Raw genomic sequence first — 15,347 nt, forward strand, 5'->3', positions numbered from 1 at the left:
GCTAGCCTTTCGCCGCGACGCCGCTGCCCGGGCGCGGCTTCACGTGGGGGTCGTTGATCTCGTCGTGGTAGTTGGCCACGAACGAGTTCAGCGTCTCTTCGATGAACGACGGCAGCCGGCGCTTGGTGATCAGCGAAATGCCTTCGAGCACCATGTTCATGGTGATCAAGCGCTCCTCGGTGCGCCGCTCGAGCTTCACCGCCACCGGCTTGAACACCAGGTTCGCCAGCAGGATGCCGTAGAAGGTGGTGAGAAGCGCCACCGCCATGCGCGGGCCGATCACCTCGAGATCCCCGGCGTCCATGACTTCGAGCATGTTGACCAGCCCCACCAGGGTACCGATCATGCCAAACGCCGGCGCGTAGGTCGCCATGGTGCGAAAGATCTGCGCCTCGGCGTGCTCGCGGGCCTTGAGCCTGGCGATACGCCAGCGCAGCATGTCAAAGATCTCGTCTTCCTTGGTGTTGGCGATGACGAGCTGGATGCCGGTGCGCAAAAACGGGTTGCGGGTGTGTTCGAGCTCGCGCTCCACTGCGCGCACGTCGCCCTTGAACCAGAGCCTGGCCATGGAGACTAGCTCGTCGATGTCGTCGCGCACATAGGTATTCTCGCGGCGAAATACCAGCCCCACCAGGCGTACCACGCGCACCACTTCCTTGAGCGGATAGCTGATGAAGGTCGCCGCCAGCGTGCCGGTGATGACGATGGCAAGCCCGGGCAGGTTGATGAAGCTTGCCGCGGACTCTGCGGTAAAGAACAGCACGCTCACCAGCAAGAGGATGCTGGCGCCTATTCCAATCAGGGTAGAGGGGTTCATCGACGGCTCCTCGCCGGTTGGGGTTAACAGTGAAAAGGTTTAGTCCGGCTCGTGCAGACGCGCCCGCAAACGGCTGATGGCTTGGCTGTGTAGCTGCGACACGCGCGACTCGGTGACGCCCAGCACCGCGCCCACCTCCTTGAGGTTGAGCTCTTCCTGGTAGTAAAGCGCCATCAACAGCTTTTCGCGCTCCGGCAGCGCCTCGATCGCGGCAATCAGGGTTTCGCGCTGCTGGCCGTCCAGTAGCTCCTCGAAAGGCGCGTTCAGCGACTCCTGAATCGGCTCGCCGCCCTCCTCCAGAAGCTCCTCAAAAGGCAGCAGATGGCCACTATTAGTGTCCGCCAGAAGCTGCTGGTACTCGTTAATTGGCATGTCCAGATCGCGGGCGATCTCGCTCTCTTCCGGGGGGCGGCCAAGGCTTTGCTCCAGCCGGCGCACGGACTCGTCCATGGCCCGGGCCGAGCGGCGTACGCTGCGCGGCAGCCAGTCCCGGGTGCGCAGCTCATCGACCATTGCGCCGCGAATTCGCTGGCTAGCAAAGGTGGCGAAGCTCGCCCCCTGGGCGGCATCAAAACGCCCCAGCGCCTCTAAAAGCCCTACCATGCCGGCCTGGATCAGATCGTCGAGCTCGATGCTGGCCGGCAAACGAACTTGCAACGCCAGCGCCTGGCGACGCACCAGCGGCATGTGCTGGTTGACCATATCGCTGTGTTGGATTCTTCCCTTTGCTGTATACATCGGCGTGCCCCTGGCTAATCGCTGGTCACTGATAGTTCACAATCACTTGAAGCCCTCTCACCCTCACCGGCGGCTGGCCACGCCCCAACGCGAAACGAAACTCGAGCGGCGCACCGGCATTGAGCCCGGCAAGGCCGGTGGCACTGCCGCGCTGGCCGTCGAGGGCGACGCAGCGCTCCGGGTGGCAAAGCCAGGCATGGATATCGGCCCCCGGCGGCGCTTCGAAGCGCCAGTTGACGCGCTCGATGCGCCCCTGATGAATCTCGGCACTGGGCGGCGGCGCGAGCGCCTGGCTGGCACTTGCCCGGTCGCTCATCGCGACCATCAGCCCAGTCGTATCGACACTCCAGCTGCCCCCGCCCGCCAGGGCCGACAGAGAAAGCCCGCTGGCCACCACCCCCCTCAGCGCTGCGAGAATGACGTTTCTCATTAGCATAACCTAACCATAGTGGCTCACTCAGTATGGCCTACCTGGCCAAAAGCAGCAGTTCGATCCCCAGGTACGCCGTCGCCGCCGCGCGCAGATTCTCGAGCAGCCCGGCGCGGGGCAGGCCCGGCTCATGCAGCGCCAACAGCCGTTTGGGCCCCTGGTGTTCGCTGACCAGGCGCAGCGTGCGGTACATGGCGGCGAACGCCTCGGCGTCGCTTCGCACCCACAGCGCCCAGCGCGAGTAGCGCGCGCAGAGCGCCTGGAGCGGCGCATCGGCGTCCACCGGCACGACCTCCCAGCTCTCTGGCGTTGCCGCCCAGCGCCGGCCAAGCCGCGACCACTCGTCGAGGCGCGCGATCACCGGCTCGCGCTGCTTCGACCCAAGCCCGACCACGGCGAGCGGTATTTTGGCGACATGCGCGTCTGCGACATGCGCGTCTGCGACGTGCGCGTTGGCGACATGCGCGTCCGCGACGGGCGCATCGACAGCGCGCGCATCGGCTTCGCTCGCCTCCAACGCCTGAGCCTGCCGCACATCGTCGTCGCCTTGCGCGTCGGCCGACTGGCCGGTGCGCAGGTTCGCCCACTGGCGCAGCCCCGCGGCCTGGTCCTGGCCGCTCATGCAAAGGTCTCGCGGCTGACGCTGCCAAACTGACGGATCGCGTCGCGGGTCATTAGAAAGTGCATGATCGCGTCCGCCAGCGCGCTATCGCGGCGCTTGCGCGGGCTACCCAAAAGGCGCAGTAAATCCTGCTGCAACGCCTGGGCCTCTTCGTCCTCGGCGCTGTCCAGGTGGGTGGCCACGCACGCTACGCCGCTGGCCATCAAGAGCCGTAGCTCAGCGCTGACCTCGCCGCCGTCCGACTCCTTGAGCGCGCGCCAAACGCGTTTGGTCAGCGCTACCGTGCCTTCACTTTGCAGCTGGGTGATCAAAAGCGACAGCGCCTCGCTCCCCAGCCGCGCCGGCGTGAGCCAATAGCGCTTGGCGACCCGCCGCGATGTTTCCGGGTCGCGCAGTTCGCCGCGCCAGGCGAGCAGCCGCCGGCCCGCGACGTCGGTAACCTCGGCGTGGGCGCTGTAGAGCGAAAGCGACTGACCGCGAAAGCGCACGGGCACCTGGTGGCCCAGGGTCGCCTCGTCAAACAGCGCGGCCATGGCGTAGCGCTCGCCCTGCCAGTATACCCGCTGGCTTCCGCTGACCCGGCTGACCCAGGTCAAGCGCTCGGCTTCCAGCGCGTTAAGCGTTTCGCCCTCGACCAGGGTGGGCAGCAGATGCACCGCGGCCTGGCGCTGCGCATCGATGCGCGCCTGCCAGCCGGCGCTCTGGCGGTGCTGTAAAAGCGTCAGCGCACAGAGGCGTCCGTCGGCATCGAGATTCAGATCCGGCATCGACCACTCCATGCCGCGCTCGGCGCGCCGGGGCGACCACACCACCCCCAGCGCGCGCTGCTCATGAGAGCGGTCTGCAAGCGCTGCCAAACGCTGGTCGTGGAGCACGCCGGGCAGCGCGGCGATATCCCAGCTCGCCTCCAGCAGAGAGAAGCCGGCAACGCGCTCGCGAAGGCTCGCCATCAGCAGGCCAAGGCGCCGCCCCTGGCCCAGCACTTCCCGCGACCAACGCGGCGCCAGCGCCTCGCTCGACCAGGCCGGGCGGGCGGGTTCGCGCTCGCGCACGTCGGTCATGGCGTGGGTGAGCGCCTGGTCCACCAGCGCCGTCGGCTCGGCCAGCTGCATGTCCTCCGGTACGCGCTGGCCGTTGGAGCAGAAAAGTACGCGCAGGCCAAAGCGCATGACGATATCCAGAAGCGGCGCCAGCCGGCCCGCCTCGTCCTGCTTGGTAATGATGCAGTCGTCGAGCTCCGCCCCGGCCGCCCGCGCCGCCTGGCGGTAGCGCAGCACTACCTCTTCCAGGGTTTCCGGCTGGCTGGCGGCGTTGAGCACCAGCACCAGGCGCACCCTAGAGCCGCCGCCCTGCAGCTGGTCGATCTGGGTGATGACGCGCTGGTCGCGCTGGCTCATGCCGACGGTGTCGATGATCACCCACTGCTTGCCGCCAAGGCGTCCGAGCAGGTCGTCGATCGGCTGTTCGTGATCGAGGGCGTACATCGGCGTGTCGAGCAGGCGGGCGTAGATCCGCAGCTGTTCGTGGGCGCCGATACGGAAGCTGTCGGTGGTCACCAGTGCCACCGGGCGCGTGCCGTGGCGCATGACGAAGCGCGCGGCGAGCTTGGCGGTGGTGGTGGTCTTGCCCACGCCGGTCGGGCCGACCAGCGCCACGATGCCGGTCTGGTCGAAAAACGCCTCTTCGCTGTCGAGTACCTTGAGCCGCGCGACGAGCTGGCGGTGCAGCCACGCGAGAACCCGCTCGTCCTGGGGCGACAGTGCGCCGAGCGATTCGGGCAGTGCCGCGCTGATCTCCTCGCAAAGCTCGTTGCCAAACCCCACGCGAGCGAGCAGCGTGTTGAGCGTTTGCGCCGTCGACGGCGCCGGCGCACTCGCCACGTGAGTGCGAGCGAGCAGCGCGCGCATGTCCTGCATCTCCTGCAAGAGACGCTCGCTGACCGCCTCGAAAGGCTGGCTCGCGCTTGCCGGCGCGGTGGAGGGCGGCGCCTCGAGCGCCGCGGCAACGTGCGCGTAGGGGCGATCGACGTCGGCTAAACGCTCCCTTGAAGGCTCGATGTCCGGTTGAGGCGCTGGCGGCGCGGTGTGATCCAGCGCGGCGTCCTCGGCCATGGCCAGGATTTCGACACCGGTGTCCGTGCGCCGGTTGGCGACGATCAGCGCCTCGTCGCCCAGCGCCGCGCGCACCTGGCGCATGACATCGCGGCTGTTGGCACCGATAAAGCGTCTTACGCTCATGGCTCTCCCCCTTCGTTATTCAAAGCGCGCCCGCAACGTCTCATCGCGACCCGCCCACCAGCGTGGTGATTCTGAGCGTGCGGTCGTCGGGAATTTCGGCCTGGGACATCACCACCAGGTGGCGCAGCCGGCGGCGCAAAAAGCGCGCGACGATGGGGCGCAGCGAGTGCTGAACCACCAGCACCGGCGGCTCGCCGCTGGCTTCCTGGCGCTCCAGCGCCTGCTGGGTCTGGTTCATCAGCGTATCGGCCAGCCCCGGCTCCATGGCGCCGTTGCCGTTCATGGCCTGGATCAACACCTGCTCGAGCTGGGCGTCCAGGCCGATCACGTGAAGCGCCTCCTGGCCTGCGAACCACTGCTGGGTAATCGAGCGCCCCAAACTGATGCGCACCTGAGCGGTCAGCTCGCCCACGTCCTTCTGCTGGCCGGCGACGTCGGCCAGGGTATCCAGAATCGTGCGCATGTCGCGAATCGAAACGTCCTCTTCGAGCAGGTTCTGCAGGATGCGCTGGAGCGTGGTGAGCGAAATCGCCTTGGGCACGACCTCTTCGACCAGGGATTTCTGCTCGTCGCCGAGCTTGTCGAGCAGCTTCTGCACTTCCTGGCGGCCGAGCATTTCCGGCGAGTGGCGGTGCAAGAGGTGGTTCAAGTGCGTGGCGATCACGGTGCTGGCATCGACCACCGTGTAGCCAAATACCTGGGCGTGCTCGCGCTGGCTGGCATCGATCCACACCGCCGGCAGGCCGAAGGCGGGGTCCTCGGTGGGCGTACCCGACAGCTCGCCGGAGACCTGGCCCGGGTTGATCGCCAGCCACTTGCCCGGCTGCGCCTCGGCGCGGCCGATCTCGGCGCCCTTGAGCGAGAGCACGTAGGCATTCGAGGAGAGTTCGAGGTTGTCGCGAATGTGCACCACCGGCGGCAGAAAGCCGACCTCCTGGGCAAACTTCTTGCGCACGCTCTTGATTCGCGCCAAAAGCTCGCCCTTCTGGCGCGAGTCGACCAGCGGGATCAAGCGGTGGCCAACCTCGAGCCCCAGCGTGTCGACCAGCTGCACGTCCTCCCAGCTCGCCTCCGGCGTTTCCTGCATTGGCACCGGCGCCTGGGCCATGTCCTCGCTTACCAGCACCTTCTCCTGATGGCGCTTCAGATACCAGGCGAGACCGCCGAGCAGCGCGGTGAAGATCAAGAACACCAGGTTGGGCATGCCGGGCACCATGCCCAGAAGTCCCATCACCGCGGCGGCGAGAATCATCACCTGCGGATTGACGAAGAGCTGGCTGAGCATCTGCTGGCCCACGTCCTGCTCGGTGTTGACGCGCGATACCGTCACGCCAGCGGCGGTGGAGATCACCAGCGCGGGGATCTGCGCGACCAGGCCGTCGCCGATGGTCAAAAGCGTATAGGTGCGCCCGGCGTCGGCGAAGCTCATGCCGTGCTGCATCATGCCGATGACCAGCCCGCCGATGATGTTGACCACCATGATGACCAGCCCCGCCATGGCGTCACCGCGCACGAACTTGCTGGCACCGTCCATGGAGCCGTAGAAGTCGGCCTCCTGAGCGACCTCGGCGCGGCGCTTCTTGGCATCCTCCTCGCCGATCAGGCCCGCATTCAAATCGGCGTCGATCGCCATCTGCTTGCCGGGCATGGCGTCCAGAGTGAAGCGCGCGCCGACCTCGGCGATGCGCCCGGCGCCCTTGGTGATGACCATGAAGTTGATGATCACCAGGATCAGAAACACCACCAGGCCCACGGCGAAGTTGCCGCCGACCAGAAACGTGCCGAAAGCCTCGATCACCTTGCCCGCCGAGGCGCCGCCCTGGTGGCCCTCCATCAGCACCACGCGGGTCGAGGCGACGTTGAGCGATAGCCGGAGCAGCGTGGTGAACAACAGCACCGCGGGAAACGCGGCGAAATCGAGCGGCTTTTCGGCGAACATGCTCACCAACAGCACCATGATGGACAGCGCGATATTGAAGGTGAACAGCAGATCCAGCGCAAACGGCGGCAGCGGCACGATCATCATGCCAAGGATCATGAGAATCAGCAGCGGGCCGGCCAACAGCTTGATCGGCACATCGCCAAAGGGGTTGCGTCGACTGATCAACTGGCTAAACGCCTTCATGAGCGTGCCTCAAAAGCACCGGGGCCTCGGGAGGGATAAGTCATCTCGTCGGGAACCGGTAAGTTATCGGGGGTTGGCGGCGTTTCGCCACCGTCTTGCGTCACGCTTTTCAAGCGGTACGCCCAGGCCATGACCTCGGCCACGGCGGTATAGAGCTCTGCCGGCACTTCGCCGTCGAGATCAACGTGGTGATAGAGCGCCCGCGCCAGCGGCGCGGCCTCCAGCCGCGGCACGCTCGCCTCCTGGGCAATATCGCGAATGCGCGCGGCCACCGCGTCGGCGCCTTTCGCCACCACGCGCGGTGCGCCCATCTGGCCCTCCTGATAGGAGAGCGCGACGGCGTAGTGCGTGGGGTTGGTGATGATGACGTCGGCCTCGGGCACCTTGCTCATCATGCGCCCGCGCGCCATGGCCTGCTGCTGCTGGCGAATGCGCCCTTTCACGTGCGGGTCGCCTTCGGACTCCTTGTGCTCGCGCTTGACCTCTTCCTGGCTCATGCGAAGCTTCTTGGCGTTGCTCCAAAGCTGAAAAGGCACGTCGATCAGAATCACCACCACCAGCGACGCGATCGCTAAAGCCGCCGCCAGCGCCGATAGATTCAGGGCACTGGCCAGCGCCTGCTGCACCGGCTGGTCGGCCAGACCCAAAAGCCGGTCGATGTTGAAATAGATGAACGCGCTGGCGATGCCGCCGACCAGAATCGATTTGGCGATCGCCTTGGCAAGCTCGATCAGCGCCTGGCTCGAGAAGATACGTTTGACGCCCGAAATCGGGTTGAGCTTGGAAAACTTCGGCTGCATCGATTTGGCCGAGACCAGCCAGCCGCCCAGCAGCGCGGGTGCGACCAGCGCCACGGCGCCGAGCAGTACGAACAGCGGAATCATCGCAATCAGCGTGCGCTCACCGAGATCGAGCGCGTTGGTCAGCATTGGCATGGGGTCGAAGGCCTGGTGGCGGTCGAACAAGAATGCCCGCTCCATCACCATGCCGAGCTGGTCGTAGAGCATCTGGCCCATGCCCCAAAGCCCGATGACGCCGGCCATCAGCAGTAGAAAAGTCGTGAGCTCACGCGAGCGGGGAACCTGCCCCTCTTCACGGGCTTTCTCCTTTCGCCTGGGCGTGGCCTCTTCGGTTTTTTCCTGATCGCTATCGTTGTCTGCCATGAGTCATCCGGCTCATCCTGGACGGCGCACCAAAAGTCAGCCGCCCCGAAGGACGGCTGAGTAAGGTGCCTAGTGTGCCAGATGAGACGTTTAACAATGTCTCAATAACAAGGTATTAAAAGCCTAATTCGTCCAATAAGTCGTCCACCTGATCCTGGCCGGTCACGATATCCGGGGCGTTATCGCGGATCTGTGGGCCGTTGAGCAGCTCTTCCTTGCGCCGTACGCTGTCGTTTTCCCACTGATCCTGGGCCTTGCGCTGCATGCTTTCGCGCGCCTCGGCGCCGGGCACGTTGTCGATCAGTACCTGCACGAGCTGGTGCTCGATTTCGCGGATTACATCCATCATCTTCTTGATGACCTGGCCGGTCAGGTCCTGAAAGTCCTGGGCCATCATGATGTCCATCAGCTCCTTGTTGGTGGCCGCGGTCATCGCGGGCACGTCACCCAGGTAGCCGCGCGTCTGCTTGACCAGCTCCTTCGCCTCATCGAGCTCCTGAGGCGCTTCGAACCAGGCCGCCCAGCGCTTGTCGAGCGCCTCGGCCCGCTCGGCGAGCTGATCCTGCAGCGGCTGGGCGCGGTCGATGGCGTTGAGTGCGCGATCGGCCGCCTGCTCGGTCATGGTGGCGACATAGTGCAGTCGGTCGCGGGCATCGGGAATGGCCACCGCTGCTTTTTCGATCTCCTTGTCGAGCCCGAGTTCGCGCATGTTGTCGCGCAGCATACGGGTGAGCTTGCCGATCCGATGAATCAAATCATCGGCGGCGTCGTCGGGCAGCGTCTTGTTGTCTGCCTGCTCGTTATGACTCATGGCACTCTCCTCGTGCGCCAGGCGCAAAGCCCGACCACTTTATTTGCCCATTTTTTCAAAGATTTTATTGAGTTTTTCCTCAAGGGTCGCGGCGGTGAACGGCTTGACCACGTAGCCGTTGGCACCGGCCTGGGCGGCCGCGATGATGTTTTCCTTTTTCGCCTCGGCGGTCACCATCAGTACCGGCAGCTCCTTGAGCGCGGCATCCTGGCGAATCTCCTTGAGCATCTCGAGCCCATCCAGATTCGGCATGTTCCAGTCGGAGACGACGAACTCGAAGCTACCGGCGCGCAGCTTGTTGAGGGCATCCTGACCATCCTCGGCCTCCTCGACGTTGGTGAAGCCCAGCTCCTTCAACAAACTGCGCACGATGCGACGCATGGTCGGAAAATCGTCCACGACCAGAAAGCTCATGTTCTTGTCGGCCATTGCTCGTTCTCTCTCTATAGGGGGCATTGGCCCCCGACCGGCGTCGGGGGCGTTGAATTAAAAGGATTCCCACTCTTCGACCTGGCTTTCACGCGCTCGCGCGGGCTCGGGTCGTTGAGCGATCTGCTTGGCGGGCTGGGGTGCTACGGCCGGTTTGGGGCGCGCACTGGCGGTGGCAGCCGATGTGTAGCCGCGCCCGCCGTCCAGCACCTTGAACACCGCGACCGCCTCTTCGAGGCGGCTGGCCTGCTCTTCGAGCGAGGCCGCGGCGGCGGCAGCCTGCTGCACCAGCGCCGCGTTTTGCTGGGTGACTTCGTCCATCTGACCGACCGCCTGGCTGACCTGCTCGATGCCGTCGCTCTGCTCCTGAGAAGCGGCGGAAATTTCGTCCATGATGTCCGAGACCCGGCGCACGGCGCTGACCACGTCGGTCATGGTGGCGCCTGCCTGCTCGACCAGGGTCGAGCCTTCGCTGATCTGCTTGACGGAGCTGTCGATCAGCGTCTTGATCTCCTTGGCGGCGTCGGCGCTGCGGCTCGCCAGGTTGCGCACTTCGCCCGCGACCACGGCGAAGCCGCGGCCCTGCTCACCGGCCCGCGCCGCTTCCACCGAGGCGTTCAAGGCCAGGATATTGGTTTGAAAGGCGATCGAGTCGATTACGCTGGTGATGTCCGCGACCTTCTGCGAGCTTTGCGAGATGCCGTGCATGGTTTGGACCACCTGCTCGACGACCTGGCCGCCATGCTCCGCCGTGGTAGACGCTTCACCGGCCAGGGTGCTGGCCTGGCGCGCGTTGTCCGCGTTCTGCTTCACGGTGGCGGTCATCTCTTCCATGCTCGCCGCGGTTTCCTCGATGGAGGCCGCCTGCTGCTCGGTGCGCGAAGAGAGTTCGGTGTTGCCCTGGCTAATTTCACGGGTGCCGTGGTGGATCTCACTGCTGCCGCCGCGTACGCGCTCGACCAGCCCGGTCAGGTTTTGCTGCATGGTGCCCATGGCCGCGAACAGGCGACCGATTTCATTCTTGCCCGAGGGGGGTACCGGCTCGGTCAGATCCGCCTCGGCGATCTTGTTGAGCCGGCGCACGGCGTCGTTGAGCGGCAAGGTCACGGTGCGACGCAGGCCGATGTAAATCACGACGATGAGAATGAGCGAGATGATCACCGCCGCGACGTAGAGCATGTTGAACAGATGGCGCTGCGACTCAAGCTCATCTTGAATCGCATCTACCCGTGAAAAGCCGTACTGGGTGAACGCGGTGATACTCTCTGCCATCGTGGCCAGCGGCGCTTTCATTTCGGTGCGTAGCTGGTTGAAAGTCGCCATGTCACGGTTTAGCAACGCCTCTTGCTGGCGTCTAACGACCGGCATCAGGCGTTGATAGTCTGCGATCATTTCTCGTGCCAGCTCCTCGCCCTGAGGGGTTCGCGGCGTCGCGATGAAGTTGTTAAAGCGCGCTTCGGCGCGCTCGATGCGGTCGAGCGCCGTGTTGAGCGACTCAGTGGCGAGCGCACTCTGGTTCCCTGTGAGGTAGTTGGACGCGGTTTCGAGCGATAACAGTGCCTGGTTGAGCAGCGAATCACCCCGGTTGAGTTCGTTGAGCTGCGCCCGGCTGATGGTGGTCAGCGTATTCACGCTCTTTGCGGTAGAACGATCCGTCATCACGTTGAGTGCGATCAACGCCAGTATCAACACCGTAAAGCCGCCAAGCGCTGCGATGACGGCCGCGTGGATACTCAAATTACGCCCGATATGCTTCATGACCTATCAACCCCCTTATATAAAGTTATACCCGCTGCGCGCGACCGGACGCTGCCACCAGCGCCATGAGACGTTCAGGAATGTCATCCAGCGCCAGCACCTCACAGGCGCCGCCTACTGCAATCGCTTCGCGGGGCATACCGAACACCACGCAGCTCTGCTCGTTTTGGGCGATCGTCGGTGCGCCGGCCTGGCGCATCTTCAAAAGCCCGTTGGCTCCATCCTTGCCCATGCCGGTCAAAATGACGCCGATGGCGTTCTTGCCGGCATACTTCGAGGCGGAGTCAAACAGTACGTCGACCGAGGGGCGGTGTCGGTTGACCGGCTCGCCATCGTGCAGGCGCACCACGTAGTTGGCACCGCTGCGGGCCAGTTCCAAATGCTGGCCGCCGGGGGCGATATAGGCGTGCCCGGGAAGCACGCGCTCGCCTTCCGAGGCTTCCTTCACGGTGATACGGCAAAGTCTGTTCAGGCGCTCGGCAAACGACCGGGTAAAGCCGCCGGGCATGTGCTGGGTAATCAAAATGGCCGGTGAATTGGCGGGTAGCGGCTCGAGCACGGCGCGAATCGCTTCGGTGCCACCGGTCGAGGCGCCGATGATGATCAGCTTTTCGCTGGTGATCATTGGCGCGCTCAGCGCCGCCGGCGCCGACGTGGGCTTACGCGCCTGACGCGGGCGCGAGCGCGCGGCGGCGCGAATCTTTTCGGCGATTTCGTTGGCGTACTCCATCATGCCGCTGCGCACCCCGATGCTCGGTTTGGCGACGAAATCAAGCGCCCCAAGCTCCAGCGCGCGCAGGGTGATTTCCGAGCCGCTTTGGGTCAGCGACGACACCATTAGCACCGGCATTGGGCGCAAGCGCATCAGCCGGTCGAGAAAATCGAGCCCGTCCATGCGCGGCATTTCGACATCGAGGGTCAGCACGTCCGGATTGTGCTGCTTGATCAAATCGCGAGCCACGAGTGGGTCCGGGGCGGTGGCGACCACCTGCATATCCGGCTGTTCGTTGATGATCGTGGTGAGCAGATCACGGATCAGCGCCGAGTCGTCGACGCACAGCACTTTGATTTTGGCAGTACTCAAGGTCCGCCTCCTGTTAGTGAATTCATCGCTACACGCCTTTCCAGCAGGGTCTCGGCTCGGCGCTCACCGCACGGCCCGGGTGTAGACCGTTTGGCCACGCAGCTTGAAAGCGTCGCTGATGTAGGAAAAATTCTCCGAGTGGCCGGCGAACAACAGACCGTCGCTTTTCATCACCGGGGCGAAGCGGGCCAAAATTCGGGACTGTGTCTCTTTATCGAAATAGATCATGATGTTGCGACAAAAAATGGCGTCAAAAGGCCCCTTTACCGACCAGGAGGGCGCCAGCAAGTTGAGCGGCTGAAACTCCACCAGCGCCGCCACTTCCGGGCGCACCCGGGCAAGGCCCTCGTGGCTGCCCGTTCCCTTCTGGAAAAAGCGCTTTACGCGCGCTTCGTCGAGCTTGCGCACCTGCTCCTGGGGGTAGATCCCCGCGCGCGCCTTCGCCAGCGCATCGGTGTCGATATCGGTGGCGATCACCTTGGCGTTCGACACCCGGGAACCGAGCACTTCCAGCAGCGTCATGGCGATCGAGTAGGGCTCCTCACCGGTGGAGGCCGCCGCGCACCAGATGGTGACGGGGCCGGTGCGGTCCTTCAGGTGCTGGGCCAGCAGCGGAAAATGGTGCGCCTCACGAAAGAACGCGGTCAGGTTGGTCGTGAGCGCGTTGGTGAACGCCTCCCACTCACTCGCGTCCGGCTGACGCTCGAGGCGCGTCAGATAATCGGTGAAGCGCGTCAGGCCGTGATGACGCAGTCGCCGTGCCAGCCGGCTATAAACCATCTCCCGCTTGTGTTCGGCCAGCACGATGCCGGCCCGCTGATAGATCAGCTCCCTAACGCGCAAAAAGTCGGCGTCCGTGAGAATCAGGTCGCGCTCGACCTGACCGCCCGTCGTCCAGGGGCTTTTTTCTCCCGACTCAACGCATGATTCGTTCAAAATTCCTGCCACTCCTCTGCAACCGCGACCTGCCGCTTAGCGGGGCTGGCAGCCGGCGGTAGGGAAGATGACTTCCCGGTGGAAAGCGTCGGCGAAGGCGTCTTATAAGTCGCGCTCGCGTGGGCTTGTTGGGTTTGCCGCTGCAGTCGAAACGCCTCGACCGACATCGACAGAAGGCTTGCCTGGTGCTCGAGCGCAAGAGCGGCCTGCGCCGTTTGCTGCACACGCTCGGCGTTTTGCTGCGTGGCCTGATCCATTTCGGTCACCGACTGGTTGACCTCACTGATGCCGCTGCTCTGCTCTTCTGATGCCGACGAAATCTGGTGCATGATGTCGGTCACGCTGCGCGCGGCGTCGACCACCTCGTTGATCGCACCTTCGGCCTGCTCGACCAGCGAGGCGCCGGTGGTGACATCCTGGTGCGAGCTGTCGATCAGACCGCGAATTTCCTGAGCGGCGGCGGACGAACGGCCGGCGAGATTTCTCACCTCTTCGGCCACCACGGCGAAACCGCGACCGTGCTCGCCGGCCCGCGCCGCCTCCACGGAAGCATTCAGCGCCAGAATGTTGGTCTGAAACGCAATGCCGTCGATGACATCGATGATGTCGGTCATCTTTTGCGAGCTTTGCGTAATGCGCTGCATGTTGCTGACAAGCTCGGTCATCAGGTCGCCGGTTTGACTGACCCGCTCGGCATTGTTATCGGCCAGACGGCGCGCTTTTTGAGCGTTGTCGCTGTTTTGCCGTACGGTCGCGGTCATCTGCTCCATGCTGGAGGCGGTTTGAGCCAGCGACGCCGCCTGCTGTTCGGTGCGCGCCGAGAGCTCTTCATTGCCGCTGGCGATATTGCGCGCCGCCGGCGTGACCACGTCGATCCCCTCCTTGACGTCGCCAATGATGCTGCCAAGGCTCTTGCGCATGGTGTTCAGCGAGCCCAGCAGATGGCCGATCTCGTCGCGCCGCGTCGAGGGCGCGCGGGCTGCGAGGTTGCCGCCGGCGATTTGCAGGGTGAAGCGCGAGGCGTCATTGAGCGGCCTGACGATCGAGCGCAGAATCATGACACCCAGCAGAATCAGTGCGAGCAGCCCAACGACCATGACGATGGCCTGGGTGGTCAGCATGCTCGCCTGCGCCCGTTCGCCTTCGGCGGCCATCGCCTCGGCGGCGCGCTGCTCCTGACCGATCAGCTCGTTCACCATCAGCGACAGCGCCCGCCCTTCTTCGTTGATTTGGGTGGTGATATCGCCCAGCTGGGTAAACACGTCCAGCGCGTCGTCGGACTGCAGTACCCGAACGGCGCTCGTCACGCCGCCTTCGAAAAACGTTTCAAGCTGCGCGTCGAACTCGGTGGCAAGCCCGGTCGCGTTCTCCTCTCGATCGAAAAAGGCCTGCCAGGTCGCACTGATCTCCTCGGCACGCTGAGTGATCTCATCACCGATATCGAAGCGGCGATCGACCAGCTCCATCCGATCGGACTCGACCAGCGACTGACGCGTCAACGCGATGCCCTGGTCGATCTGCTGCAAGCGAATGACGTCACGCAAACCGTTTTGATGAAGCTGCGTCAGCCGATCGCCGGCGGCGTTGATACCAAAAAGCCCAAGCCCGCCGCCCAACAGCAACAGCGCGCTGCCGATCACCACCATGCCGACGAGCTTTGCGCGAATGGTCGTCAGGCGCAGGCGCTTTAGCCGCTGGAGCGCGCCGCGCCGGCGAATACGGCCCTTGTCGAGATAGATCGCCTTGCCCCCCCCGGCGTTGACCTCGGCGTAAACGCGCTGGGCGCGGTCGATCGCCTCGCGGCTCGCCTGGATGCGCACCGAGGTGTAGCCCACCACCTCGTCGTTTTCGATGATCGGCGTGACGCTGGCCTCGACCCAGTAGTGATCGCCGTTTTTGCAGCGGTTCTTGACCAGCCCACGCCAGGTCTTTTGCGCTCTGGCGGTTTGCCACAGATCCTTGAACGCCACGGGCGGCATGTCCGGGTGGCGAATGATGTTGTGCGGCGCGCCGATCAGCTCATCGCGCGTATAGCCGCTGATCGCGACGAACGCCGGGTTGGCATAAGTAATGTTGCCCTCAAGATCCGTTCGCGAGACCAGAAAATCGTCGCTTCCCAGTTCGATTTCGCGCTGCGTGACGGGTTGGTTATTGCGCATGCTCTACCTTGTTCTTTTTTTGAAAATGATCCCGATGC

Annotated in this window: 13 protein-coding genes; all 13 read right to left on the reverse strand. The window is 64.3% G+C overall.

Annotated features, from left to right (window positions below; genetic code table 11):
• Position 1: 1 nt before the first annotated feature.
• Positions 2-817, reverse strand: a complete 816-nt coding sequence (locus tag RN346_RS16250) for a motility protein A (RefSeq protein ID WP_263585804.1) — start codon at positions 815-817, stop codon at positions 2-4.
• 39 nt (positions 818-856) lie between these two features.
• Positions 857-1,555 (reverse strand): RNA polymerase sigma factor FliA, encoded by a 699-nt coding sequence (locus RN346_RS16255; RefSeq protein WP_263585803.1) that lies wholly within the window; start codon positions 1,553-1,555, stop codon positions 857-859.
• A 25-nt stretch (positions 1,556-1,580) separates the two neighbouring features.
• Positions 1,581-1,985, reverse strand: a complete 405-nt coding sequence (locus tag RN346_RS16260; RefSeq protein WP_311961709.1) for a flagellar protein FlhE — start codon at positions 1,983-1,985, stop codon at positions 1,581-1,583.
• A gap of 37 nt (positions 1,986-2,022) precedes the next feature.
• The gene (locus tag RN346_RS16265) at positions 2,023-2,520 is read right to left on the reverse strand and encodes a hypothetical protein (RefSeq protein ID WP_311961710.1); all 498 of its coding nucleotides are present in this window, start codon (positions 2,518-2,520) and stop codon (positions 2,023-2,025) included.
• 83 nt (positions 2,521-2,603) lie between these two features.
• A complete protein-coding gene (gene flhF / locus RN346_RS16270; RefSeq protein WP_311961711.1) occupies positions 2,604-4,844 on the reverse strand; it encodes a flagellar biosynthesis protein FlhF in 2,241 nt (746 codons plus the stop codon).
• Positions 4,845-4,884: 40 nt separating this feature from the next.
• Complete coding sequence (gene flhA, locus RN346_RS16275) at positions 4,885-6,969, reverse strand: flagellar biosynthesis protein FlhA (RefSeq protein ID WP_311961712.1); 2,085 nt, start codon at positions 6,967-6,969, stop codon at positions 4,885-4,887.
• Positions 6,966-8,132, reverse strand: a complete 1,167-nt coding sequence (gene flhB, locus RN346_RS16280) for a flagellar biosynthesis protein FlhB (RefSeq protein WP_263585798.1) — start codon at positions 8,130-8,132, stop codon at positions 6,966-6,968. The genes flhA and flhB overlap by 4 nt, the downstream gene beginning before the upstream one ends.
• Before the next feature lie 115 nt (positions 8,133-8,247).
• Positions 8,248-8,943 (reverse strand): protein phosphatase CheZ, encoded by a 696-nt coding sequence (cheZ, locus tag RN346_RS16285; protein WP_311958937.1) that lies wholly within the window; start codon positions 8,941-8,943, stop codon positions 8,248-8,250.
• Positions 8,944-8,982: 39 nt separating this feature from the next.
• On the reverse strand, positions 8,983-9,372 hold the full coding sequence (cheY, locus tag RN346_RS16290) for a chemotaxis response regulator CheY (RefSeq protein ID WP_263585796.1): 390 nt from the start codon (positions 9,370-9,372) through the stop codon (positions 8,983-8,985).
• Between the two features lie 57 nt (positions 9,373-9,429).
• Positions 9,430-11,130 (reverse strand): methyl-accepting chemotaxis protein, encoded by a 1,701-nt coding sequence (locus tag RN346_RS16295; RefSeq protein ID WP_311961713.1) that lies wholly within the window; start codon positions 11,128-11,130, stop codon positions 9,430-9,432.
• 25 nt (positions 11,131-11,155) lie between these two features.
• On the reverse strand, positions 11,156-12,214 hold the full coding sequence (locus RN346_RS16300) for a chemotaxis response regulator protein-glutamate methylesterase (protein ID WP_263585794.1): 1,059 nt from the start codon (positions 12,212-12,214) through the stop codon (positions 11,156-11,158).
• A 63-nt stretch (positions 12,215-12,277) separates the two neighbouring features.
• Positions 12,278-13,150, reverse strand: coding sequence for a CheR family methyltransferase (locus RN346_RS16305; protein ID WP_311961714.1), 873 nt, complete (start codon positions 13,148-13,150; stop codon positions 12,278-12,280).
• Complete coding sequence (locus tag RN346_RS16310) at positions 13,147-15,309, reverse strand: methyl-accepting chemotaxis protein (RefSeq protein WP_311958940.1); 2,163 nt, start codon at positions 15,307-15,309, stop codon at positions 13,147-13,149. The genes RN346_RS16305 and RN346_RS16310 overlap by 4 nt, the downstream gene beginning before the upstream one ends.
• Positions 15,310-15,347 lie beyond the last annotated feature (38 nt).

The sequence above is a fragment of the Halomonas sp. PAMB 3232 genome (assembly GCF_031954225.1).
Taxonomy (GTDB): Bacteria; Pseudomonadota; Gammaproteobacteria; order Pseudomonadales; family Halomonadaceae; genus Vreelandella.